Origin of the sequence: Vagococcus sp. WN89Y (assembly GCF_052220145.1) — a bacterium.
Taxonomy (GTDB): Bacteria; Pseudomonadota; Gammaproteobacteria; order Enterobacterales; family Enterobacteriaceae; genus Kosakonia.
Window position 1 is genome coordinate 42,165 of the sequence record NZ_JBQPOM010000064.1, and the last position, 23,769, is coordinate 65,933.

At 54.0% G+C, this 23,769-nt stretch carries 20 protein-coding genes and 4 tRNA genes; 6 read left to right on the forward strand and 18 right to left on the reverse strand.

The window, feature by feature from the left end; all coding sequences use genetic code 11:
- Window positions 1-71: 71 nt before the first annotated feature.
- Genes hemC through hemY form a run of 4 tightly spaced genes read left to right on the forward strand, consistent with a single transcriptional unit; the run spans window position 72 to window position 4,134 of the window.
- Entirely contained in the window at window positions 72-1,013 is a 942-nt protein-coding gene (gene hemC, locus ACTU3N_RS18305; protein ID WP_443087557.1) for a hydroxymethylbilane synthase, read from the forward strand.
- The gene (gene hemD, locus ACTU3N_RS18310) at window positions 1,010-1,750 is read left to right on the forward strand and encodes a uroporphyrinogen-III synthase (protein WP_443087558.1); all 741 of its coding nucleotides are present in this window, start codon (window positions 1,010-1,012) and stop codon (window positions 1,748-1,750) included. Before hemC ends, hemD begins: the two co-directional genes overlap by 4 nt.
- Window positions 1,751-1,768: 18 nt before the next feature.
- Complete coding sequence (gene hemX, locus ACTU3N_RS18315) at window positions 1,769-2,935, forward strand: uroporphyrinogen-III C-methyltransferase (RefSeq protein WP_443087559.1); 1,167 nt, start codon at window positions 1,769-1,771, stop codon at window positions 2,933-2,935.
- Window positions 2,936-2,937: 2 nt separating this feature from the next.
- Window positions 2,938-4,134 carry a protoheme IX biogenesis protein HemY gene (hemY, locus tag ACTU3N_RS18320; RefSeq protein WP_443087560.1) on the forward strand — a complete coding sequence of 399 codons (1,197 nt, stop codon included), beginning with the start codon at window positions 2,938-2,940 and terminating at the stop codon, window positions 4,132-4,134.
- A gap of 115 nt (window positions 4,135-4,249) precedes the next feature.
- Here hemY and ACTU3N_RS18325 read toward each other — a convergent pair whose 3' ends face one another.
- The 18 genes from ACTU3N_RS18325 to trxA form a co-directional block, all read right to left on the reverse strand.
- Window positions 4,250-4,987 carry a carbonic anhydrase gene (locus tag ACTU3N_RS18325; protein WP_443087561.1) on the reverse strand — a complete coding sequence of 246 codons (738 nt, stop codon included), beginning with the start codon at window positions 4,985-4,987 and terminating at the stop codon, window positions 4,250-4,252.
- Between the two features lie 657 nt (window positions 4,988-5,644).
- Window positions 5,645-5,721 (reverse strand) — tRNA-Pro (locus ACTU3N_RS18330).
- 38 nt (window positions 5,722-5,759) lie between these two features.
- Window positions 5,760-5,846: transfer RNA gene (locus ACTU3N_RS18335), tRNA-Leu, on the reverse strand.
- 28 nt (window positions 5,847-5,874) lie between these two features.
- Window positions 5,875-5,950: transfer RNA gene (locus ACTU3N_RS18340), tRNA-His, on the reverse strand.
- A 69-nt stretch (window positions 5,951-6,019) separates the two neighbouring features.
- Window positions 6,020-6,096, reverse strand: a tRNA-Arg gene (locus ACTU3N_RS18345).
- A 102-nt stretch (window positions 6,097-6,198) separates the two neighbouring features.
- Window positions 6,199-7,584 carry a bifunctional threonine/serine APC transporter ThrP gene (thrP, locus tag ACTU3N_RS18350; protein WP_443087562.1) on the reverse strand — a complete coding sequence of 462 codons (1,386 nt, stop codon included), beginning with the start codon at window positions 7,582-7,584 and terminating at the stop codon, window positions 6,199-6,201.
- 249 nt (window positions 7,585-7,833) lie between these two features.
- Window positions 7,834-8,574: a lipopolysaccharide N-acetylmannosaminouronosyltransferase gene (wecG, locus tag ACTU3N_RS18355; RefSeq protein WP_443087563.1), complete on the reverse strand. Its 741-nt coding sequence runs from the start codon at window positions 8,572-8,574 to the stop codon at window positions 7,834-7,836.
- 9 nt (window positions 8,575-8,583) lie between these two features.
- A complete protein-coding gene (wzyE, locus tag ACTU3N_RS18360) occupies window positions 8,584-9,936 on the reverse strand; it encodes an ECA oligosaccharide polymerase (RefSeq protein WP_443087564.1) in 1,353 nt (450 codons plus the stop codon).
- A complete protein-coding gene (locus ACTU3N_RS18365; protein WP_443087565.1) occupies window positions 9,933-11,012 on the reverse strand; it encodes a TDP-N-acetylfucosamine:lipid II N-acetylfucosaminyltransferase in 1,080 nt (359 codons plus the stop codon). The genes wzyE and ACTU3N_RS18365 overlap by 4 nt, the downstream gene beginning before the upstream one ends.
- Window positions 11,009-12,259, reverse strand: a complete 1,251-nt coding sequence (wzxE, locus tag ACTU3N_RS18370; protein ID WP_443087566.1) for a lipid III flippase WzxE — start codon at window positions 12,257-12,259, stop codon at window positions 11,009-11,011. The genes ACTU3N_RS18365 and wzxE overlap by 4 nt, the downstream gene beginning before the upstream one ends.
- 1 nt (window position 12,260) lies before the next feature.
- Window positions 12,261-13,391, reverse strand: a complete 1,131-nt coding sequence (gene rffA / locus ACTU3N_RS18375; protein WP_443087567.1) for a dTDP-4-amino-4,6-dideoxygalactose transaminase — start codon at window positions 13,389-13,391, stop codon at window positions 12,261-12,263.
- 4 nt (window positions 13,392-13,395) lie between these two features.
- Complete coding sequence (gene rffC / locus ACTU3N_RS18380; RefSeq protein ID WP_443087568.1) at window positions 13,396-14,073, reverse strand: dTDP-4-amino-4,6-dideoxy-D-galactose acyltransferase; 678 nt, start codon at window positions 14,071-14,073, stop codon at window positions 13,396-13,398.
- A 9-nt stretch (window positions 14,074-14,082) separates the two neighbouring features.
- Complete coding sequence (gene wecC / locus ACTU3N_RS18385; RefSeq protein WP_443087569.1) at window positions 14,083-15,345, reverse strand: UDP-N-acetyl-D-mannosamine dehydrogenase; 1,263 nt, start codon at window positions 15,343-15,345, stop codon at window positions 14,083-14,085.
- Window positions 15,342-16,478: a non-hydrolyzing UDP-N-acetylglucosamine 2-epimerase gene (gene wecB / locus ACTU3N_RS18390; RefSeq protein ID WP_443087587.1), complete on the reverse strand. Its 1,137-nt coding sequence runs from the start codon at window positions 16,476-16,478 to the stop codon at window positions 15,342-15,344. The genes wecC and wecB overlap by 4 nt, the downstream gene beginning before the upstream one ends.
- A gap of 48 nt (window positions 16,479-16,526) precedes the next feature.
- A complete protein-coding gene (wzzE, locus tag ACTU3N_RS18395) occupies window positions 16,527-17,573 on the reverse strand; it encodes an ECA polysaccharide chain length modulation protein (RefSeq protein ID WP_443087570.1) in 1,047 nt (348 codons plus the stop codon).
- 13 nt (window positions 17,574-17,586) lie between these two features.
- Window positions 17,587-18,690, reverse strand: coding sequence for a UDP-N-acetylglucosamine--undecaprenyl-phosphate N-acetylglucosaminephosphotransferase (gene wecA, locus ACTU3N_RS18400; RefSeq protein WP_443087571.1), 1,104 nt, complete (start codon window positions 18,688-18,690; stop codon window positions 17,587-17,589).
- Between the two features lie 244 nt (window positions 18,691-18,934).
- Complete coding sequence (gene rho, locus ACTU3N_RS18405; RefSeq protein WP_004386383.1) at window positions 18,935-20,194, reverse strand: transcription termination factor Rho; 1,260 nt, start codon at window positions 20,192-20,194, stop codon at window positions 18,935-18,937.
- A gap of 341 nt (window positions 20,195-20,535) precedes the next feature.
- Window positions 20,536-20,865: a thioredoxin TrxA gene (trxA, locus tag ACTU3N_RS18410; RefSeq protein WP_443087572.1), complete on the reverse strand. Its 330-nt coding sequence runs from the start codon at window positions 20,863-20,865 to the stop codon at window positions 20,536-20,538.
- 144 nt (window positions 20,866-21,009) lie between these two features.
- On the opposite strand from trxA, the gene rhlB reads away from it, so the two are divergent.
- Both rhlB and gppA read left to right on the forward strand, forming a co-directional pair.
- Window positions 21,010-22,275: an ATP-dependent RNA helicase RhlB gene (gene rhlB, locus ACTU3N_RS18415; RefSeq protein ID WP_443087573.1), complete on the forward strand. Its 1,266-nt coding sequence runs from the start codon at window positions 21,010-21,012 to the stop codon at window positions 22,273-22,275.
- Between the two features lie 6 nt (window positions 22,276-22,281).
- Window positions 22,282-23,766, forward strand: a complete 1,485-nt coding sequence (gene gppA, locus ACTU3N_RS18420; protein WP_443087574.1) for a guanosine-5'-triphosphate,3'-diphosphate diphosphatase — start codon at window positions 22,282-22,284, stop codon at window positions 23,764-23,766.
- The last annotated feature ends 3 nt before the right edge of the window (window positions 23,767-23,769 follow it).

Genomic DNA, 23,769 nt, shown 5'->3' on the forward strand with positions numbered 1-23,769 from the left:
CGACCGGGAACACTGACACCCCAGAGCAACAATGTTAGGATGGTCAACGGACGATAAATACGGTAACAAGCATGGTAGACAAAGTTTTAAGAATTGCCACAAGGCAAAGCCCCCTGGCGCTCTGGCAAGCACACTTCGTTAAGGATAACCTGGAAGCCTTTCACCCGGATCTGCGTGTAGAGCTGGTGCCGATGGTTACCCGCGGCGACGTTATCCTGGATACGCCGCTGGCTAAAGTGGGCGGTAAGGGCTTGTTTGTTAAGGAGCTTGAGCTGGCCCTGCTTGAGAACCGTGCCGATATCGCCGTGCATTCGATGAAAGATGTGCCGGTGGATTTCCCCGATGGCCTGGGTCTGGTCACGATTTGCGAGCGCGACGATCCGCGTGACGCTTTTGTGTCAAACCACTATAACTCGCTGGAGGAGCTTCCTGCCGGCAGCGTGGTTGGCACGTCAAGTTTACGCCGTCAATGTCAGTTGGCGGAGCGCCGCCCGGATCTGGTGATCCGCTCGTTGCGTGGGAACGTCGGTACACGGCTGAGCAAGCTGGATAATGGCGACTATGACGCCATCATTCTGGCCGTCGCCGGGCTGAAGCGTTTGGGTCTGGAATCCCGCATTCGCGCGGCGCTGCCGCCGGAAGTCTCGCTGCCCGCCGTGGGCCAGGGCGCGGTCGGTATTGAGTGCCGACTGGACGATGCCCGCACCCGCGCGCTGCTGGCGCCGCTGAACCATGACGATACCGCCGTGCGCGTGAAAGCCGAGCGGGCGATGAATACGCGCCTTGAGGGCGGCTGCCAGGTGCCGATTGGCAGCTATGCGGAGCTAATTAACGGTGAAATCTGGCTGCGTGCGCTGGTTGGCGCGCCGGATGGCACATTAATGGTGCGCGGCGAGCGTCGCGGTAATCCAGCGGATGCCCATGCGCTTGGCGTCTCGCTGGCGGAAGAGCTGCTGGATAATGGCGCGCGTGCCATTCTGGCCGAGGTTTATAACGGAGAGGCGCCCGCATGAGTATCCTTGTCACTCGCCCGTCCCCTGCCGGGGAAGAATTAGTGAGCCGTCTGCGCACACTGGGCCGGGTGGCATGGAGCTTTCCGCTCATTGAATTTTCAGCGGGCCGCGAATTACCCTCGCTGCCCGCCCGGCTCGCCGCACTCTCGCCCGATGATATGGTTTTTGTGCTCTCCCGGCACGCGGTGACATTTGCCCATGCGCACTTGCAGCAAATCGGGGCAGTCTGGCCAGGCGAGCCACACTATTTTGCCATCGGGCGCACGACAGCGCTGGCGTTACACACCGTAAGCGGTCTGCATGTTCGCTATCCGCACGATCGGGAAGTCAGCGAAGTTTTACTACAATTACCTGAATTACAAAGTGTTCAGGGGAAACATGCGCTAATCTTACGGGGTAATGGTGGGCGCGAATTGCTGGCTGAAACACTGGCGTCTCGCGGCGCAGAGGTTGAAATCTGCGAATGTTATCAGCGCGGCGCAAAATTTTATGACGGCGCAGAAGAAGCGATGCGCTGGCATACACGCGGCGTGACCACCATTGTGGTCACCAGCGGTGAAATGATGCAGCAACTCTTTTCACTTATCCCTCCCTGGTATCGGGAAAACTGGTTACTTCGCTGCCGCCTGGTCGTGGTTAGCGAACGTCTGGCGTGCCTCGCCCGGGAGCTGGGCTGGCGGGATATTCAGGTCGCTGACAATGCTGATAACGATGCGCTGCTTCGCGCATTACAATAACTCTCATAATGGGAAGCCATGATGACGGAACAACAAAACTCCTCCGCCGCGGTTGAAGAAACCAAAACGGTAGACGGCACCCCGCCACCGCCGGTCAACGCTGAGAAGCGCAACCGTGCTAGCAGGACCAGCCTTGCGCTAAGCGCGATTGCCATCGCTATTGCGCTGGCGTCGGGCGTTGGGCTATATGGCTGGGTCAAACAGCAGACGGCACATCTGCACAGTGATAACGGTCAGATGGCAAACCAGGTCATCGCGCTGCAACAGGCGCAGGATAAAGAACGTACCGCGCTTGAAGAGACAATCAAACAGCAGGCTAGCGCGCTGGAAGAAGCCAAACGCCAGCAAGAGACGCTGGCAAAGCAGCTTGATGAAGTGCAGCAGAAAGTGGCGACGATTTCGGGCGCAGATGCCAGGACGTGGCAACTGGCGCAGGCCGATTTTCTGGTGAAACTCGCCGGTCGCAAATTATGGAGCGATCAGGATGTGACGACCGCCGCCGCGCTGCTCAAAAGCGCCGACGCCAGCCTGGCGGATATGAATGACCCGAGCCTGATTAGCGCGCGTCGGGCGATCACCGACGATATCGCCAGCCTTTCTGCCGTTACCCAGGTGGACTACGACGGCGCAATCCTCAAACTTAATCAGCTTTCCAATCAAATCGATAACCTGCGTCTGGCGGATAATAACGACGACGACTCCCCGATGGATGCCGACAGCGGCGAGCTGTCAGGTTCTATCAGCGAATGGCGCGTAAACCTGCAAAAAAGCTGGCAGAACTTTATGGACAGCTTTATCACTGTTCGCCGTCGCGATGAAACCGCCGTACCGCTGCTCGCGCCGAATCAGGATATCTATCTGCGTGAAAATATTCGCTCGCGCCTGCTGGTAGCGGCTCAGGCCGTACCGCGTCACCAGGAAGAGACTTACAAGCAAGCGCTGGATAATGTCTCCACGTGGGTGCGTGCTTACTACGACACGGACGATGCCGCCACGAAGGCGTTCCTTGAAGAGGTCGATAAGCTGAGCCAGCAAAGCATCGCGATGGATCTGCCGGAGTCTTTGCAAAGCCAACCCATTCTGGAAAAACTGATGCAAACCCGCGTACGTAACCTACTGGCGCAGCCTGGCGTCCAGTCTGAGCAGGCGCAGACCCCGCCCGCCCAAAACGTGCAGGGAGAATAACGATGCTGAAAGTTCTTTTACTCTTTGCACTGTTAATCGCCGGGATCGTCCTTGGGCCAATGCTTGCCGGGCATCAGGGTTATGTATTGATCCAGACGGATAATTACAATGTTGAAACCAGCGTGACCGGTCTGGTGATCATGCTGGTGCTATTGTTAGTCGCGATCTTTGCGCTGGAGTGGCTGCTGCGTCGTATTTTCCGTACCGGCGCCCACACGCGCGGCTGGTTTGTTGGCCGTAAGCGTCGCCGCGCCCGTAAGCAGACGGAGCAGGCGCTGTTGAAACTGGCAGAAGGCGACTATCAGCAGGTTGAAAAGCTGATGTCGAAGAATGCCGATCACGCCGAGCAGCCGGTGGTCAATTATCTGCTGGCGGCAGAAGCGGCCCAACAGCGTGGTGATGAAATCCGCGCTAATCAGCATCTGGAACGCGCCGCGGAGCTGGCGGAAAAAGATCCGATCCCGGTAGAAATTACCCGCGTGCGTTTGCAACTGGCGCGTAATGAAAACCATGCTGCGCGTCACGGTGTGGATAAACTGCTGGAGATAACCCCGCGCCACCCGGAAGTTTTGCGTCTGGCAGAGCAAGCCTACATCCGCACCGGCGCGTGGACGTCGCTGCTGGATATTATCCCGTCGATGGCGAAAGCGGGCGTCGGTGACGAAGAGCATCATGATGCGCTGCAACAACTGGCATGGACCGGCATGATGGATCAGGTGCGCGCCGATCAGGGCAGTGAAGGGTTACGGGCCTGGTGGAAAAACCAGCATCGTAAAACCCGCCACCAGGTCAGCCTGCAAGTGGCGATGGCCGAGCACCTTATTGAATGTGACGATCACGACACGGCACAAGCGATCATCCTCGACGGTCTGAAGCGCCAGTACGACGATCGCCTGGTTGAAGTGATCCCACGGCTGAAGACTAATAATCCAGAGCAGATTGAAAAAGTGCTACGCCAGCAGATCAAAACACAGGGCGATCGCCCGATTTTATGGAGCACGCTGGGCCAGTCGCTGATGAAACACGGCGAGTGGCAGGAAGCGAGCCTGGCGTTCCGGGCCGCGCTGAAACAGCGTCCCGATGCTTTTGATTACGCATGGCTTGCCGACTGCCTCGATCGTATGCATCAGCCGGAAGAAGCCGCTACTATGCGCCGCGACGGCCTGCTGTTGACGCTGCAAACACCCCCTTCAGTTTAATCTTCTGCACACAAAAACCGGCGCTGAACACTCAGCGCCGGGTTCAAATTTTTTTATCCGACGGCTTTAAAGAGGGCGATGCTCAGCGCGCACCACTTTTGTTGAGCGCCCTGCATTAATCAATGATAACGCGGCCATTCAGAGACTGAAGCGGACGATTGTTTGCGTGGTGGAGCACCGCGTGGAATTGCCGGATTTGTTCATCAGAAGCGCTTACAGGCTGTTTCAATACCATCCAGATCACGCCTTCAGAACACGGTGGTGTCGTCAAAGAGCCACTGAAGCGGTAGTAGTTGAACTTTTCAGGCAATAGAGCTTTTATATCCACAGGTTGCGTCAATATCGCCGCTTGTTCAATCTTCGCGGGCATCTGCTGCCAGGCTTTTGCTAACTGCGGGTTGGCTTCTCCTTCCTGAAACATCAGCGCCAGTACGGCCAAAGCACCTTCTTTATTTTGATAGACAAAATGGCCTTCCAGCGGGAACTGTTTACCATCGATCTCGTTTTCACTGGGCGCATGGAAATGAAATTGCTGCAGCGTAAAGGTCTCTTTGCCTGTGCTCAGCGTATTGCCATCGCTGACGTTAACCTGAATAGTGTGGCCATTATTGATTATTTGCTGTTTACCCTGCCGGAAAGCCAGCGCGAGTTTGCTGTGATGTGTACGCAATGCGTCGTGGATATTGACCGGTGACTGGTTTTTACCACTTTCACACAACGTAAAATCGGGTGAAAGTTTGCCCCAGTGCTCCGGGCTTTCCTGGCCTTCATAGCCCCAATGCAGAGGCTTTTCAGCGGCACCGACCGAAAAACTGGCAGCCAGCATCACGGCCAGCAATAATTTTTCTTTCATTATCCGTCCTTTCCTGCCGACAGGGTAAATATGTCCATAGAATGAATTCGGTCGTCATTTTACATTCGGTATTCAGACATAAATAAATACCCCATCACATATTCCCGCCATCGCGCTAAAGGGCAAGGCTTCAGGTTGCAGCAAAAAAAAACGCCTGCCATAAAGGCAGGCGTTGAAACAGGTCTGATAGACAACATAATTGGTGCTTCACTCAACGTTATGTCCATGGTGTTTGATGAGGCCGAAGCGACATCTGTCAGTGGACGATAAGCACCGTAAACAGCTCTGCATCATTCCTGAGTTTATGAAGCCGGATGGCGAGCATAAGAGGTGGAATGAGCATCTACACGTATATTATTGCACATAGCGTGCCAGGTTTGCATTAACAAACGCATTGCATACTAATCTTTTAGGAATCGAGGCATTCTGCGCGGCTTTCCAGCTTGTTGGCCCTCGTTATAGCGGGCCTGGCGCGCAAAAGTGTCGCCACACAGCGACAATTATTATAGGATTTTCTTTAGTAATGAATAATCAATGAGTTGCATGTCACCTGTTGGCGACAGTGTAATCTTGCGGGATTATCAAAAAACGACAGAGCTTGCGGAAAGCGCCGGGAAGCAGAAAAGAAAAAACCCCGCATAAAGCGGGGTTCAAAATTGGTCGGCGAGAGAGGATTCGAACCTCCGACCCACTGGTCCCAAACCAGTTGCGCTACCAAGCTGCGCTACTCGCCGTTTTACTGCTTTTTGAATTTTTCGTTCAATCTAAGTTGTGGTGCGAGGGGGGGGACTTGAACCCCCACGTCCGTAAGGACACTAACACCTGAAGCTAGCGCGTCTACCAATTCCGCCACCTTCGCATTCCACGAAACTTGTACTGCAAAATAATGGGGTGGCTAATGGGACTCGAACCCACGACAACTGGAATCACAATCCAGGGCTCTACCAACTGAGCTATAGCCACCACTGTAAATCTTTTCACGCGGTTTCGTGATATTCACGAAACACCGCAGCTCAAGCGCCGGGTTTAAAATGGCGCGCCCGACAGGATTCGAACCTGAGACCTCTGCCTCCGGAGGGCAGCGCTCTATCCAGCTGAGCTACGGGCGCGTAGCGCCGTTGCGGGGGTGGATAGTACGGACTTCGGGCGCGGCTGTCTAGTGCTTTTTTGCAGAAATTGCGCGTTTGGTTATGCTTTGCGCACTTTGTCGCTTATTCCCCCACCCGCTGTGTCTCACCGTGGCGATTGAGGCCAAAAACCTTATACACCAGCGTGACGGCGGCAATGAAGATAATACCCACAAACAGCGACATACGGGTATCTTCATTAAAACCCATGCCAATTAATACGCACACCAGGAACGCCATGGTCAGCCAGTTTGCCCACGGGAAAAGCATCGAGCGGAACGGGTGGCTGGCAATCGCCTCTTTGTGCACTTTGCGAAAACGCAGCTGACTTATCAGAATCACAAACCACGGCACCATACCCGGCAACACGCTGGCGCTGTAGACGTAAACAAACACGCGCTGCGGATTAGGGATAATGTAATTCAGGCATGATCCCACCAGCAGAATAATAATAGAAAGCGTCACGCCTGCCGCCGGTACGCCGCTTTTGGTCACTTTGCCGACAAAAGCAGGCAACTGGCGGTTTTTGGCCAGCGCATAAAGCATACGACCACAGCTATACATGCCGCTGTTACAACCGGAGAGTGCGGCGGTCAGCACCACAAAGTTGATAATCCCTGCCGCAGCAGTGATACCAATTTTGGCAAAGGTGAGAACAAACGGGCTGCCGTTGGTGCCAATCTGGTTCCACGGGAAGATGGTGACGATAACAAAAATCGCACCCACATAGAAAATCAGAATACGCCACAGCACCTTGCTGACGGCGCTACGCAGCGTCACCTGCGGATTCTTCGCTTCACCGGCGGTGATGCCAATCAGCTCTACGCCCTGGTACGACGCCACAACAATACAGAGCGCCGTCAGAAAGCCTTTCCAGCCACCGGCAAAAAAACCGCCGTGTTCAGTCAGGTTGCTAAAACCAACCGACTGGCCGCCGTTACCAAAACCAAAGAAAATAACGCCCAGACCCACCACAATCATCACAATGATGGTGGTGACTTTGATCATCGCAAACCAGAACTCAATTTCGCCATACAGGCGCACTGCCGCCAGGTTAGCCAGCGCCACCAGCCCCACGGCGATAAGCGCGGGTATCCACTGCGCCAGATCCGGGAACCAGAACTGGACGTAAACGCCAATAGCGGTGATTTCTGAAATGCCTACCGCCATCCACATAAACCAGTATGACCAGGCGGTCAGGTAACCAAAGAAAGGACTCATATAGCGGTGGGCATACACGGCAAACGAACCGGCCACCGGCTCAAGGAACAGCATTTCGCCCATTGAGCGCATAATAAAGAAGACGAAAATCCCGGCGATAATATAAGCCAGCAACACGGACGGTCCCGCCCATTTCAGTGTACTGGCGGCCCCCATAAACAGCCCCACGCCAATGGTGCCGCCAAGGGCGATTAATTCAATGTGGCGAGACTCCAGCCCGCGCTGAAGCTCTGGTTTATTGTTAGCCATATAACCTCTGTTGTATTTGCTTCTTTCCCGACATCGCGGGTTATTGTTATGTGTGTTCCCACATCTCATAACAGGCCATGCGGCGCCGAACCGAAAAAGGCTGGCGCAAAACACCACGGCACTGCAATGAGTGAGCGAATGGTTTCTTAAATTGCGGGAAATGGCAAACGATGTAGCAAAAAAATCGCTACACTGCACAATAAAACAGCAGATGAAAGGAAAAAGGCAGCGTAATACGCCGCCCGAAGATCACAATTTGCCGCTGTAATGCCAGCGCAGGTAACGCAGTAAACGCAGCTGGCGTTTCAGGCGGCTCGGCTGCGAAAGCAGTCGATAGAGCCACTCCAGCCCAAGCTGCTGCCAGATTTTCGGCGCGCGTTTCACATGCCCGGTAAAGACATCGTAAGTGCCGCCGACGCCCATATACAGCGCCTCTGGGTAGACGGCTCGGCAGTCGCGCATAAAAATCTCCTGGCGCGGTGAACCCATCGCCACGGTCACGATTTTCGCCCCGCTATCCCGAATGCGTTCAAACAACGCCTGGCGTTGCTCCGTGTTAAAGTAACCATCCTGGCTGCCAACAATATTAACCTGCCACTGCGTGCGTAGCTTCTGCTCCGTTTGCGCCAGCACTTCCGGCTTCCCGCCAACCAGAAACACCGGCGTGCCCGTCTGCCCGGCGCGCGCCATCAGCGCTTCCCACAAATCAGCGCCAGCAACCCGTGAAACCTGAGCGCCAGGGAATTTCTTACGCAAGGAGCGCACCACGCTAATACCATCAGCGTATTTATACTCCGCCGCGTCGATAAGCGCGCGCACCCCGGCATCGTCTTCCAGCGTCAACATTTTTTCAGCGTTGATCGCAACCAGCGTTCCCTGTTTGATATCACCACCTGCGCACAGGTAGTCCAGCGCGTGCTGCATATCCCGCCAGCCGATCAGTTTCAGACCCCGCAGGTCATACAGCGGCGCTGCCGTTTTGTCCGTCATCTTTTTTCTTTACACCTGTGAGAGAGGTTTTCCCGCGCGTTCGCCGCGTTGATGTATTAACCCAACGCTATCAAACAGCCAGTAGAGTAATTTCGCCATCAGCAGGCAGAGGCCAAACACCACGAGGAAGAACACCACGCGGGAGACAAAGGCATCTAACCCTTCGCGCGCCAGCACAATCATGTTGAAAATAGCGCCAAAACAGAAGCTGTGCAGAATAGCGGCTTTATAACGGTTCGTTTCCCGATTGCCCAGATTGTACAGCCAGTCGAACCATTTAATGATTAGCCCCACAACTGCCGCGCCGAGCGGGATAAACCAGACGCCGCCCATCACTACCAGCGAGCCGATAAGCGTGGGTGAAATCGCAAGCCCTGAGTGGTTGTTCAGCACTTCCCAGGTAAAATAGTTTGCCGAGTTCAGCACAATGCCGGGGCGCGAGGGCCACAGCCAGGTCGGAATGAAAACGTAGAAGTCGCGCGCAATCGGCGCCAGGCCCTGGAACTCAATGTTGCCATAGTTTTGTAGCAGCAGAGAGAGGTTTTCCCACGGCGAGAAGGTATCGCGCGTCAGGTATAAAAAGGTGTAAAACGCCTCGTCCCCGCTGACATTCAGCCCATAGCGTTTCAGCGCCAGCCAGAACATACCCACAATCCCCAGCACGCCCGCCGCAACCAGCATCCATAGCGAAATCCAGCCGCGAATGATGCCAATAAACAAGAAGATAGCAAAGGCGATAATAATATTGGCGCGCGTACCGCCAACAATCATATAAGTCAGCAGACCAAACGCCACGGTGCTCACCAGGAAGAAGAGCCACGCCTGGCTGTTCTGGCGCAGGAAGTACACTACCAGCATGCCGGGAATAAAGAAGTAGAAGAAGCGTTTTAGCGCCACGCCGGAGACTTCACTGGAGAAAATCTGGCTGTAGGAGTGCAAACGGAACAACAAAAAGCCGTTATGCATAAAGAAGATACCGACGCTCACCAGGGCGATAGCCACCAGCATCACCCAGGTGAGATGCGCTTCCACCCGGTTGATGGTGAACAACGGGCGGCGCGTCTGCACGTCTGCTTTTGCGCGCAGGCGCGTTTTATACGTCACATAGTAAATGGCATAGAAGCAGGCGGCGGCCAGCAGCGACTGCATCATCACGTCCGGCGGCGCGACGCCAACATCAAAGCGAAACACCAGGATGCTGGTGAGCGGGAAGCCAAAGAAAAAGGTCAGCAAAAAAAGCAGGGAGAAGAACACGTTAAAGTTAAAACGCACGCGGCGAAACTCAAACCAGGTCAGGGTGGCGATAAACAGCGTCGCCACCAGCCAGATAACCAGCAAACCGCAAAACTCCAGTGGGCTCATGCTGCATTCCCCGTGGCGATGCGCAGCGCTTTGTGCCACAGCGCGATATAGTTCGGGCTAAAGAAAGTGATGGCATTTTTATCCACCGCCCGCAGTTGCCGCTGTGTCTCACGGATCACCGGCTCGCTCAGCGCGTCAGTGGTAAACAGCACCGGTATATTCTCGGCGACCATATCGCGCCAGAACGGGTTCTCGCGGTTAAGTACGCAAGGAACACCGGCCTGAATCAGCAAACAGAGCGTGCCAATACCTTGCTGGCGGGCAAAGATAAAATAGCCCAGACTGCACTGACCGAGCAGCTGCAGATAATCATCAAAGGCCATCTTTTCGCTGAGAATGCGCAGATTCTCCGCACTAAAAAGCGCAAGGCCAGCGCGACGGACTTCATCAATATAGCTGTCGTTATTGGCCGGGTAACCCATCGGCACAATAATATTGACCGTATCACCAAACTGGCGGTGTATCGCTTGCAGCGCGGCGATATGCTCATTGCTACGATCGCCGGAATTGCCGACCAGAATCGTTAACTTGCCGTCACGTTGTTGCTTGTGCGCCAGCGAATTCAGCGCCGGGTCCATACGCGTCGGGAAATAGAGTAACTCACCCGGTACGCCCGGATGACGGCTCGCAAACCATGCCAGATCGCCACGGGTGGCGAAAATCGTGCCGCTGCGGCGCTGGGCTAAGCGACGCAGCGGGTAAAAAAGACGGAACTTAAGGCTACGCGACACTTCATACAGATCCGCGCCCCAGGCATGCCAGTAAAACTGGTCGCGCTTGATGGCCCCGCGTAGAAGCGCCAGCCACAGGCTAAAATTAAACTGGCCGTGGAAGAAAAAACGTTGCTGGCGTTGGGCTTTGGCTTTTTGCACCACGGCGTTTGCCAGCGCTTTCTTGCCCGGATAGAAATGCAGCGTCAGCGCCGGATACGCTGCGCTCTGCCCCTCGTCACGCCCGGCTATCATAAACTCGCGCGCGTGCTCGCCTGATGCCGCAAGATGGTCGTTAAAAAACCGCAGCACGGTCTGATTATGATGCGGGATATCCGATCCCAGTACGTGAATAAGTGCAGTCATGACTTCTTACGCCAAATCAAAAAAACGCCGCAACAGAGGGCGAAATAAATAATGTATGTGGCCATATAGGCCTGCGCAGCCCCGGCAGCGCCGTGTGCCGGGATCAGCCAGCGAGAAAACAGCGTCAGCAGCGCAAACTGGCTCACTTCCGCCAGAATATAAAAGCGCAGCGAAGCTTTAGCGATCACCAGATAACCAAAAACGTAAGCACCCACTTTCAGTACATCGCCGACCAGCTGCCAGGCAAAGAGATCGCGCATGGCGATAAACTTGTCGGAAAACAAAACCCAGATAGCCACATCGCGCAGCAGCCAGACGCAGAGGCTTACCGCTGCGACGGCGGGCAACACAAAGCTGAGCGACTTAACGATTTCGCGGGAGATCTCCTGTTTTGTCGTCAGTCTGGCTAATGTTGGCAGCAGATACACGCTAAATGAAGCTGTTATAAATTGTAGGTAGGCATCTGAAATACTGCTGACCCCCTGCCAGATCCCGACCTCATCCCAGCTATAGTGCGCCGCCAGCAAGTTTCGCATCATCACATAAGCCAGCGGTAGCGTGACCGAAGTGATAAGCGCCATCAGGGTAAATTTACTCAGTTGCCCGGCCAGCGCCTTATCCCAGCGGGGCTTAAAAAAGGCGAGCGGTATCGAACCCCGGCGCAGCAACATCGCCAGCGCGGGGAAAACAACCAGAGCCGGTACCAGTGCCAGGCCGAGCAATGCGCCCTGATAGCCGCCAACCCGGAAGCACAAATACCATGCGAGCACACCAATAACGCTACCAATTATCAACGACAGCGCATTGCTGGCCGCATCGCGAAAGCCTTTCATCACCGCCAGCAGCAGGTTCGCCCACGCGATGCCCATCTGCACCAGCGCGACCAGACGCACCAGCCCCTGGTACTGAGTATGACCAAATAATCCCTGGCTGATAGGTGCTGCGGCCAGCAGAAAAATCAGCGCCAGCAGCGTGGAAAACCCCAGCACCATTGCCGACGACGTTCCTACCACCACGCGCAGGCGCGCAGGATCGTCGTGATGCCCGGCAACAAACTTCGTCACGCCGTTAAAAATACCGGCACCCGCCAGCACGCCCAGCACAGTGATCAGCTGGCGGAAGTTACCGGCCTGCCCGACACCCGATGGCCCGAAAGCCACCGCAAGGAGTTTGACCACCAGCAAGCCCGCGCCAATTTTGACCAGCGTGCTTGCAGCAGTCCATATCGATGCTTTTGCCAGCGACATATCAGTTGAAGTAGCTCAGAAGTGTGCTGATTACCGTGCGTTGATTGACGGATGACAGATTGTAGAATAGCGGCAGGCGAAGCAAACGCTCACTTTCACGCGTGGTATAAATATCTTCGCCGTGGAATTCGCCAAATTTTTCCCCGGCCGGAGAGGCATGCAGCGGAATGTAATGGAACACCGCGAGAATTTCCGCCTCTTTCAAAAAAGCGATCAGTTTGCCGCGATCGGCCTCATCACGCAGCTTAATGTAGAACATGTGCGCATTATGGCGGCAATCGGCAGGAATGGACGGCAACTCAATACGCCCGGCGCACGCCAGCGGCGTCAGTGCATCATAGTAAGTTTGCCAGAGCGCCAGCCGCTGCTGATTAATACGCTCAGCCGCTTCCAGTTGCGCCCACAGGTAAGCGGCCTGCAAGTCCGCCATCAGATAACTGGAACCGATATCACGCCAGGTGTATTTATCTACCTGCCCGCGAAAGAACTGGCTGCGGTTGGTGCCTTTCTCGCGAATGACTTCGGCACGCTCAACCAGCGCGCGATCGTTAATCAGCGTCGCACCGCCTTCACCACCCGCAGTGTAGTTTTTGGTTTCATGGAAACTGAAACAGCCAATATGGCCGATAGTGCCCAGCGCGCGGCCTTTATAGGTCGACATCACCCCTTGCGCAGCATCTTCCACCACAAAAAGATTATGCCGTTTGGCAATCTCCATAATGGTGTCCATTTCACAGGCAACACCCGCATAATGCACTGGCACAATAGCGCGGGTTTTGTCAGTGATGGCGGCTTCGATACGCGTCTCATCAATGTTCATCGTATCCGGGCGAATATCCACGAAGACGATTTTTGCCCCGCGCAGTACAAACGCGTTAGCGGTTGAGACGAAGGTATAGCTTGGCATAATGACTTCATCGCCCGGCTGGATATCCAAAAGCAGCGCGGCCATCTCCAGCGACGCGGTGCAGGATGGCGTCAACAGCACTTTCGCACTGTGAAAATGCTGCTCCATCCACTGCTGGCAGCGGCGGGTAAAACCGCCATCGCCGCACAGTTTTCCGCTGCCCATCGCCGACTGCATATAGTCGAGTTCCGTTCCCACCACCGGTGGTGCATTAAAGGGAATCATAACGTCACCTGTATAACCACAAGGCAGTGCTTGCCACATTTGCACCGCTATCAATATAACGTTTAAGTGCCGGGGTGTTCCCAAGCTGGGTCGCCACGCGCACAACAGTGAGCTGACGCAGCCGTGCCCAGTGGCACGCCGTCAGCATCAGTTTATCCCCCATGCCGCGCCCGGCCAGCAGGCCAATTCGCGCTTCCTGCGCGTTAAGCTGACGCATGGAGACAAAACCCGAAATATCGCCGTTGTCCCGGCGAAACAGCAAACACTGGTGATCGAACTCGCCTTTTACCGCGTTTTCAATCCATTGGGCATAAAAACGCCCGCTGGCGTCCGGCGGATACCAGGGGGCGCGAAAGCGGCTCTGCACAAAAATGTCAGCCGCCATCTGGCGCAGCGCCGGAATATCGGCCAGCCCGGCGACCTCCGCACCAGGATCGCGCCCCTGCGCAGGCACGCGAACGGAGAGGTCAATTTCGCCCTCCACCAGCTGGAAACCGAGCTGCTGTAACGCATCAAGCGCCTGGGTTTGCGAGGCGTCGAGCTTCACCTGCACGCGTTGCCAGCAGGCAAAATCCGCATGGCTCAGTAACGGTGCTTCGGGGCGCAGGCGCACAATCGCGCTACGCAGACCAAAAAAAGCACTTTCCCACGCCAGCTCTTCCACCGTACCGTGAAGCGTCATGCCGTTTCCTTAGCGCCAGACGCCTTTGGTGTCGACAATATAATCCTGAGTGATGTGACTACCGTCGATTGCTTTAAATTCATTATGATCGACCAGCATCACCAGCACATCTGCTTGTGCCAGCGCATCGCGGGTCGACACAAGCTGGCTGTGCCCGGCAAGCGCTGCCGGTAGCTGGTGAATATTCGGTTCAACCACCAGCGTTTCGCCACCGTGCCACTGGGCGATGCTACGGGCAATTTCCATCGCCGGGCTTTCGCGCAGATCGTCGATGTTAGGTTTAAAAGCCAGCCCGAAGCAGGCGATTTTGATATCGCTGGCGCGCTTACCGCTCGCCGCCAGGCAGTCTGCAACAGTGGTTTTTACCTGATGCAGCACCCAGTGTGGTTTGTAATCATTCACTTCACGCGCAGTACGGATAAGCCGCGCCTGCTCAGGATTTTGCGCGACAATAAACCAGGGATCGACGGCGATGCAGTGCCCGCCAACGCCAGGTCCTGGCTGAAGAATATTCACGCGGGGATGGCGATTCGCCAGGCGCACCAGTTCCCAGACGTTAATCCCCTGATCGGCGCAAATGAGCGATAACTCATTGGCAAAAGCGATATTCACATCGCGGAAACTGTTTTCTGTCAGTTTGCACATTTCTGCGGTGCGGGAGTTGGTCACCACACATTCGCCTTCAAGGAAGATTTTATACAGCTCGCTGGCGCGGGCTGAGCAAACCGGTGTCATGCCGCCAATCACGCGATCGTTTTTAATCAGCTCAACCATTACCTGCCCCGGCAAAACGCGCTCCGGGCAATAAGCAATATTCACATCAGCGCTTTCACCCGCCTGCTGCGGGAAGCTGAGATCCGGGCGTGCCTGCGCCAGCCACTCCGCAACTTGCTCGGTCGCGCCAACAGGCGAGGTGGACTCCAGAATCACCAGCGCCCCCTTGCTGAGCACCGGCGCGATAGATTTCGCCGCCGCTTCGACATACGCCATATCCGGCTCATGTTCGCCTTTGAACGGTGTGGGCACGGCAATCAGGAAAGCATCCGCCGCGACGGGTGTGGTGCTGGCGCGAAGATAACCGCCCTCTACCGCCGCTTTAACTACGCTTCCCAGCTCGGGTTCGACGATATGGATTTCGCCACGATTGATGGTGTCTACCGCATGCGCGTTGATATCAACACCGACCACCTGCTTTTTGCGCGAAGCAAATGCAGCGGCGGTAGGAAGGCCGATGTAACCGAGGCCAATGACAGAAATGGTTGTGAAACTCATAACGTTACTCGATTGTTTTTAAGTGCGTGCAAAATGCGGCTACAGGCCTGGCCATCGCCGTAGGGATTGTGCGCGCGGCTCATCGCCTGCCAGGCATCATTATCCTTAAGCAGGCGGGTGACCTCTGCCACAATGTGCTGGCGATCGGTGCCAACCAGTTTTACTGTCCCTGCTTCGACCGCTTCCGGGCGCTCGGTGGTATCCCGCATCACCAGCACAGGTTTACCTAAAGAAGGCGCTTCTTCCTGGATACCGCCGGAATCGGTGAGGATAAGCCAGGCGTGATCCATTAACCAGAGGAATGGCAGATAATCCTGCGGCTCAATGAGCGTCACGTTTTTGACGTGACTCAAAATTCGGTTTACCGGTTCGCTGACATTTGGGTTGAGATGCACCGGGTAAACAATTTGCACATCATCATGCTGCGCGGCGATATCCGCCAGCGCGTGGCAAATCTGCTCGAAGCCGCGGCCAAAACTTTCCCGGCGATGCCCGGTGACCAGAATCAATTTCTTATCCGCATCCAGAAAAGGATAACGCGCGGCCAGAGAGTTACGCAGCGCGGTATCTTTCAGTACGCTATCCCGCACCCAAAAAAGGGCATCAATGACCGTATTACCCGTAACAAAGATGCGTTTATCAGAAACATTCTCCCGCAGCAGGTTATGGCGGGAATTTTCCGTTGGCGCGAAGTGGTACATTGCCAGATGGCCGGTTAACGTTCGGTTAGCTTCCTCCGGCCACGGCGAAAAGAGATCGCCGGTACGCAGGCCTGCTTCCACATGCCCGACCGGAATTCGCTGATAAAACGCAGCGAGGCTGGCAGCAATGGTCGTGGTAGTGTCGCCATGAACCAGTACCACATCCGGGCAAAAGGATTCGAGAATCGGTTTCAGCCCTTCCAGAATGCCACAGGTAATTTCCGTCAACCCTTGTCCCGGGCGCATAATATTCAAATCATAATCCGGAACAATGGAAAAGAGATGTAACACCTGGTCAAGCATCTCCCGATGCTGCGCAGTGACACAAACTCTTGCCTCAAAGTCAGGATCCTTTGCCAACGCATGTACCAGTGGAGCCATTTTAATAGCTTCTGGTCGTGTGCCAAATACAGTCAGTACTTTCACAACGATTCTCTTTAATTAATGATGAAAGTGCGAAACTCTCATCGCTGACGACGTTTAGTTTGAACGGCGTCGCGTCAATGCAACCCCGGCTCCGGTTAACGCGCCGACAATGCCCCAGATGATCATCAGGAAGGCACGGCGCGGGCTGTCGCGTTTAACCGGTTCTTCCGGCGTTCGCAAATAACGATAGGTCTGAAAACGCGGATCGAGGACAGGGCCAACATTGAGCGTGTTCAGCATGGCCCGATTCTGATCATAGTCCAGATCGAATTGCGGCCCCACCGCCTGGAGGTTTTCCAGCCGAGCCTGTAGCATCGGCCGCCCTAACATAAACAGCTCTGAATCAGGTAATTCATCCGGCGGAACGTCGGTTTCATTGCGGGAAATATTGTGCTGTTCGGCAACCTTCAGCGCCTGCGCGATATTGTGTTGGCGGCGGTTATAAATCGCTTTTGCGACCTCTTCCTGGCGTTTAACCTGCGCTTTCATCTGAATCGTGCGGGCAGCCCATGCGCCCTTTAATTCGTCATTTAAATGGCTGGCCGCGCGCTGGCTGGCAAATGCCACGTATTGACGCAACAGATTGTTCGCGTCCGGCGCGGTTTCGGCAATCAGCTTAACGTTGTCATTCATGTTGCGCGTAATATCCGCAGGCGAGTACTGAATATTGTTGATCAATTCATCCAGCATAGCGGCGTCAGCTTTGCTATTGCCCACCTGGCGCTGCTTGTAATAGTCCGTTTGTAGCCAGAAATCACGGCGGGTATCCCAGGACGCGAGCTGCATGATGAACTCTTTGTAGGCTTCATCCATCACCGAGGGCTGATCCACCGGCGCGAGGCTGGCTTTCACATCCAGATTACGCAAAAATTGCTGCTGGGAATAATATCCGCCCAGCATATTAACGGTTGGACGATCGGTAATCGCAGTCGCGCTCCACTCCTGGCGAGCAAAAAAGGTCCAGGCTAACGCAAGCAGTGCAAACAGCAGCGCCATCCCGACAATCCATAATTTTCCGGCCCACAGAATACGAAACAGTCCCCGGATATCCAGTTCATTTTCCATACCTGCTGAAGGTGCTCCTGACGCTGGTTGACTCATCGCTTTCCCGGTTTTATTTGTTAAGTGTTGAGTGTTGACCTCTGTTACGGCGCATTCTGCGTTTTAGACGTTTGATAAAACGCGCAACTCTCCATGCCCGCTTGATACAGTAGCCATATAAAAAGAAAGATAGCAAAAATAGTGCCAACATTACCCATTCAGGGATGAAATGCAGGTATTCTGTTACCACACCGACCGAAGCCAGCAGCGCGGCCGCAAGCGTTATCAGGACAAATGCCTGCCGGGAAGTAAAGCCAGCGCGCATGATTAAGTGGTGAATATGCTGGCGATCGGCGGAAAAGGGGCTCATCCCTTTGCGCAGACGGCGGAACATAATTGCCACCATGTCCATTAAAGGAATGGCGATAATCCACAGGGCAGTGACAGGGCTTATCGAAGGAGTTTCTCCTTGGGTGGTTTCCAACAACATCCATATTACCGTGAAGCCAATCAGCGTACTGCCAGCATCCCCCATAAACACTTTATAACGCCGCCCCAGGGCACCGAGATTTAACAAAATATAGGGCAAAATAGCAGCGATCATCGCAAAACACCACATTGCGAGACTTAATTGATTATCCAGCAATAATATGATGCCGATCGCCGCAAATGAGACGCATGAAAGGCCGCCAAGAAGCCCATCAATTCCGTCGACCATATTAAAAGCATTAATCGCAGCCCAGACAGCAAAAAGGGTCAATAAATAACCGAATGGGCCAAGAACCATCTCCCATGACCCAAAGATATAGCCCAGGCTACTGAGGTACAATTTACCTACCGTCATCAGCAGCACAGCGATAGTTGCCTGAATAGCAGCCCGGATTTTCACGCTAATATCGAAACGATCGTCCAACGCTCCGACAAACACCAGTACACCTGCGCAAAACAGATAAAGGGAAGCATGGGGGATATAATCATTTGTGATCGCAAATGCAAAGCATACCCCTGCGAACACCGAAATCCCTCCTACCAACGGAATCAAACCTTGATGCCGTTTACGGTAGTTGGGCTTGTCTACCAGACCGACGTATCTTGCCACTTTTCGGGCGCAAAAAAGAAAGACGGAGGTAAACAAGAAAATACTAAATAATTCAGTCAACGCAGTGAGTAAATTCACAATACTAGCTCTCAGCGAATGTTGGTCCTGACACTGTAACGACGGCGCTTTCCTCTCCAGAATGAGGAAGCGTGTCATTCACAGGCATTATTATTTACTTTTCAACCAAATAAGATATCAAAACTCTGAATATCTCATCCAGGGATGGCCTGTGTCGGACAATACCTGTCCCAATGCATATAGCGTATAGCCCATAAATAAAAAACGCCACGTAAAAACGTGGCGTTTCCGGGGTTTATTTACATTAAGAGCGCTTCATCATGTCGAAGAACTCGTCATTGGTCTTCGTCATCGCCAGCTTGTTAATGAGGAACTCCATTGCATCGATCTCACCCATCGGGTGAATGATTTTGCGCAGGATCCACATTTTTTGCAGCTCTTCCTGCGTGGTGAGCAACTCTTCTTTACGCGTACCGGAACGGTTGTAATCGATCGCCGGGAAGACGCGTTTTTCAGCAATTTTACGCGAGAGATGCAGCTCCATGTTACCGGTGCCTTTAAACTCTTCGTAAATCACTTCATCCATCTTCGAGCCAGTATCAATCAGCGCGGTCGCGATAATGGTCAGACTACCGCCCTCCTCTACGTTACGCGCAGCACCAAAGAAGCGCTTCGGACGATGCAGGGCGTTGGCATCCACACCACCGGTTAACACTTTACCGGAAGCCGGTACCACGGTGTTGTAAGCACGAGCCAGACGGGTAATAGAATCCAGCAGAATGATAACGTCTTTTTTGTGCTCAACCAGGCGCTTGGCTTTTTCAATTACCATTTCAGCAACCTGCACGTGACGGGAAGCTGGTTCATCGAACGTTGATGCAACCACTTCGCCTTTCACCAGACGCTGCATTTCCGTCACTTCTTCCGGACGTTCATCGATAAGCAGTACCATCAGCACACAATCAGGGTGATTGTAAGCGATGCTCTGCGCGATGTTTTGCAGCAGCATGGTTTTACCCGCTTTCGGCGGTGCAACGATCAGGCCACGCTGCCCACGCCCGATTGGCGATGCCAAATCCAGTACGCGAGCGGTTAAATCTTCGGTAGAGCCATTACCACGTTCCATACGCAGACGAGAATTGGCATGCAGCGGCGTCAGGTTCTCGAACAGGATCTTGTTGCGCGCATTCTCCGGCTTATCGAAGTTCACCTCGTTAACTTTCAGCAGGGCAAAGTAACGTTCACCTTCTTTAGGTGGGCGAATCTTACCTGAAATGGTGTCACCAGTGCGGAGGTTGAAACGGCGGATTTGGCTGGGGGATACATAGATGTCGTCGGGACCGGCGAGGTAAGAGCTGTCTGCAGAGCGGAGGAAACCAAATCCATCCTGCAGAATCTCCAGCACACCGTCGCCAAAGATATCTTCGCCACTCTTTGCGTGCTGCTTCAGGATGGCGAAAATGATGTCCTGTTTACGCATACGGGCCAGGTTTTCCAGCCCCATATTTTCGCCGAGAGTGATCAGCTCAGAAACCGGCGTATTCTTTAATTCGGTAAGATTCATAATGGTGTGGGTTCTTAAACTCGGGGTAAATCTCGAACTTAATGTTGTGAATGGTATGGCAGGGTCATCCATGCCTGTTAACGGCCATCAACTCATGTCTCATCGGTGCCTGGTCACAGGAAAGTACGCAGAACTGAAACGATAAGACGGAATGAATGATAAGCCCGGAATCTGTCTACTTCTCTCGCGGCGATGCTGCTCTGCGTGAAGTATCGGGGTAATGCAAGATTCGAACAACTAAGGTATGTTCAACGAAGTCAAGTCTAAATTAGCACGGCTGAAGCCGGGCGTCCAGCAATCCAGAGAATTTAGGACTACTGGCGCACCGGCAGAATCCTGGTTTACGCCAGGTTGGCGTCCAGGAACTCTTTCAGTTGGCCTTTAGACAAAGCTCCGACTTTGGTTGCCGCAACTTCGCCGTTTTTGAACAATAGCAGGGTTGGGATGCCACGGATACCATATTTCGGTGCAGTGCCTGGATTCTGATCGATATTCAGCTTGGCAATAGTCAATTTGCCTTCGTACTCAGTAGCGATTTCATCCAAAATCGGAGCAATCATTTTGCACGGTCCGCACCACTCGGCCCAGAAATCAACGAGCACAAGCCCGTCCGCTTTAAGTACATCCGTGTCAAAACTGTCGTCAGTCAGGTGAATAATTTTATCGCTCATATATAACTCCACAGGAATAAGCCTGGTGTGTTGGTGTAGCATAAAACAGCAACGTGTTGATGCCACAATAACCAACTAAAGGTTGACTTTATTTCACCGGATACGCTTTCGTAAAGCAATAGTAAGCTGATATTCTACCACACTATGAGCAAAACACATTTAACAGAACAGAAGTTTTCCGACTTCGCCCTGCACCCAAAGGTGATAGAAGCCCTTGAAAACAAAGGCTTTCATAACTGCACGCCCATACAGGCGCTGGCTCTTCCGCTGACGCTGGCGGGCCGCGATGTTGCAGGTCAGGCGCAAACCGGTACTGGCAAAACGATGGCGTTTTTGACGTCAACGTTTCACTATCTCCTCTCTCACCCGGCTATTGAAGACCGAAAAGTGAACCAGCCGCGCGCAATTATCATGGCGCCGACGCGTGAACTTGCGGTACAAATTCATGCCGATGCAGAGCCATTAGCACAAGCCACCGGTCTCAAAATTGGTTTGGCTTATGGCGGCGATGGCTACGACAAGCAGCTTAAAGTGCTGGAAAGCGGCGTCGATATCCTGATCGGCACAACCGGTCGTCTGATTGATTACACCAAGCAGAACCATATTAACCTGGGCGCGATTCAGGTCGTGGTGCTGGACGAAGCCGATCGTATGTACGATTTGGGCTTTATCAAAGATATCCGCTGGCTGTTCCGCCGTATGCCGGCAACCGATCAACGCTTGAACATGCTGTTCTCCGCCACGCTTTCTTATCGTGTTCGTGAGCTGGCATTCGAGCAAATGAACAACGCTGAATACGTGGAAGTCGAACCGGAGCAAAAAACCGGCCATCGCATTAAAGAAGAGCTGTTCTACCCATCCAACGACGAAAAAATGCGTTTATTGCAAACGCTGATTGAAGAAGAGTGGCCGGATCGCGCCATTATTTTCGCCAATACTAAACACCGCTGTGAAGACATCTGGGGTCACCTGGCTGCCGATGGTCACCGTGTCGGTTTACTGACGGGTGATGTCGCACAGAAAAAACGCCTGCGCATTCTTGATGAGTTCACGCGCGGCGATATCGATATTTTAGTGGCGACGGACGTTGCAGCGCGCGGCCTGCACATTCCTGCCGTCACGCACGTGTTTAACTATGACCTGCCGGATGATTGTGAAGATTACGTACACCGTATCGGCCGTACGGGTCGTGCAGGTGCCAGCGGCAACTCAATTAGCCTTGCCTGTGAAGAGTACGCTCTGAACCTGCCGGCTATTGAAACCTATATCGGCCACTCTATTCCGGTGAGCAAATATAATCCGGATGCTTTGCTTAGCGAACTGCCGCCGCCCAAACGTCTGACCCGCTCACGTTCAGGTAATGGCCCGCGCCGCGGTGGCGCGCCCCGTAATCGTCGTCGTTCAGGTTAAAATATTATGCTCAGCTCCACCTCGCTCTATGCCGCCATTGATCTCGGTTCTAATAGTTTTCATATGTTGGTCGTGCGCGAGGTGGCGGGAAGCATCCAGACGCTTTCCCGCATCAAACGCAAGGTGCGTCTGGCTGCGGGTCTGAGCAGCGATAACCGTCTTTCCCACGAAGCAATGGAACGCGGCTGGCAATGCCTGCGTTTATTTTCAGAGCGATTACAGGATATTCCTCAGCAGCAAATCCGCGTGGTGGCGACCGCGACCCTGCGCCTGGCGGTTAACGCCCAGGAGTTTATTGATAAAGCGCAGGAGATCCTCGGCTGCCGCGTACAGGTCATTAGCGGCGAAGAAGAAGCGCGCCTGATTTATCAGGGAGTCGCCCATACAACCGGCGGAGCCGATCGGCGTCTGGTGGTCGATATCGGTGGCGCAAGCACCGAGCTTGTTACCGGTGTGGGCGCACAAACCACCTCACTTTTTAGCCTGTCGATGGGCTGTGTCACCTGGCTGGAACGTTATTTTACCGACCGTAATCTGGCGCAGGAGAATTTCGATACCGCCGAACGTGCCGCGCGTGAAGTGCTGCGCCCCGTTGCCGATGAACTTCGTCGTCACGGCTGGAAAGTCTGTGTTGGCGCGTCCGGCACCGTACAGGCGCTGCAAGAAATCATGATGGCGCAGGGGATGGACGAGCGTATTACGCTTGTTAAACTCCAGCAGCTCAAGCAGCGGGCCATTCAGTGCGGGCGTCTTGAAGAGCTTGAAATTGAAGGGCTTACCCTTGAGCGGGCGCTGGTGTTTCCTAGCGGCCTGGCGATCCTTATCGCTATTTTTACCGAGATGAATATCGAAAGCATGACGCTGGCTGGCGGCGCGTTACGCGAAGGTCTGGTGTACGGCATGCTGCATCTGGCGGTGGACGAAGATATTCGTAGCCGCACACTGCGCAATATTCAGCGTCGGTTTATTATTGATATCGATCAGTCGAAACGTGTCGCAAAGCTGGCGGAGAAGTTCGCGCAAGCGGTGAAAAAAGAGTGGGAACTGGAGAGTTATAGCAGCGAAATTCTGCAAGTTGCCTGCGAACTCCATGAAATAGGCTTAAGTATTGAGTTTAAGCAGGCGCCGCTGCATGCCGCCTGGCTGGTGCGCAATCTGGACTTACCTGGCTTTACGCCCGCGCAAAAGAAGCTCCTCGCCACGCTGTTGTTAAACCAGACCAACGCAGTGGATCTCTCTTCTTTGCACCAACAAAACGCCGTACCGCCACGTATGGCAGAACATCTGTGCCGCCTGCTGCGCCTGGCGATTATTTTTGCCAGCCGTCGGCGCGATGATTTGCTGCCGGAGATTATTATCTCTGCGCAGGGGGAAAAACTGCTGCTGAAGCTGCCGGAAGGCTGGCGCGAAAGCCACCCGCTCGGCGCTGAAATGCTTGATCAGGAAAGCCAGTGGCAAAGCTACGTCCACTGGCCGCTGGAGATAAACTAAGCG

Coding starts and splice junctions, on each gene's coding strand:
- wzxE (WP_443087566.1), bottom strand. CDS start 12,259: ATGTCGCTGGCAAAAGCATCGATATGGACTGCTGCAAGCACGCTGGTC.
- gppA (WP_443087574.1), top strand. CDS start 22,282: ATGCTCAGCTCCACCTCGCTCTATGCCGCCATTGATCTCGGTTCTAAT.
- hemD (WP_443087558.1), top strand. CDS start 1,010: ATGAGTATCCTTGTCACTCGCCCGTCCCCTGCCGGGGAAGAATTAGTG.
- ACTU3N_RS18325 (WP_443087561.1), bottom strand. CDS start 4,987: ATGAAAGAAAAATTATTGCTGGCCGTGATGCTGGCTGCCAGTTTTTCG.
- rho (WP_004386383.1), bottom strand. CDS start 20,194: ATGAATCTTACCGAATTAAAGAATACGCCGGTTTCTGAGCTGATCACT.
- rffA (WP_443087567.1), bottom strand. CDS start 13,391: ATGATTCCCTTTAATGCACCACCGGTGGTGGGAACGGAACTCGACTAT.
- ACTU3N_RS18365 (WP_443087565.1), bottom strand. CDS start 11,012: ATGACTGCACTTATTCACGTACTGGGATCGGATATCCCGCATCATAAT.
- thrP (WP_443087562.1), bottom strand. CDS start 7,584: ATGGCTAACAATAAACCAGAGCTTCAGCGCGGGCTGGAGTCTCGCCAC.
- wzyE (WP_443087564.1), bottom strand. CDS start 9,936: ATGAGCCCACTGGAGTTTTGCGGTTTGCTGGTTATCTGGCTGGTGGCG.
- hemX (WP_443087559.1), top strand. CDS start 1,769: ATGATGACGGAACAACAAAACTCCTCCGCCGCGGTTGAAGAAACCAAA.
- trxA (WP_443087572.1), bottom strand. CDS start 20,865: ATGAGCGATAAAATTATTCACCTGACTGACGACAGTTTTGACACGGAT.
- wecC (WP_443087569.1), bottom strand. CDS start 15,345: ATGAGTTTCACAACCATTTCTGTCATTGGCCTCGGTTACATCGGCCTT.
- rffC (WP_443087568.1), bottom strand. CDS start 14,073: ATGACGCTTCACGGTACGGTGGAAGAGCTGGCGTGGGAAAGTGCTTTT.
- hemC (WP_443087557.1), top strand. CDS start 72: ATGGTAGACAAAGTTTTAAGAATTGCCACAAGGCAAAGCCCCCTGGCG.
- rhlB (WP_443087573.1), top strand. CDS start 21,010: ATGAGCAAAACACATTTAACAGAACAGAAGTTTTCCGACTTCGCCCTG.
- hemY (WP_443087560.1), top strand. CDS start 2,938: ATGCTGAAAGTTCTTTTACTCTTTGCACTGTTAATCGCCGGGATCGTC.
- wecG (WP_443087563.1), bottom strand. CDS start 8,574: ATGACGGACAAAACGGCAGCGCCGCTGTATGACCTGCGGGGTCTGAAA.
- wzzE (WP_443087570.1), bottom strand. CDS start 17,573: ATGAGTCAACCAGCGTCAGGAGCACCTTCAGCAGGTATGGAAAATGAA.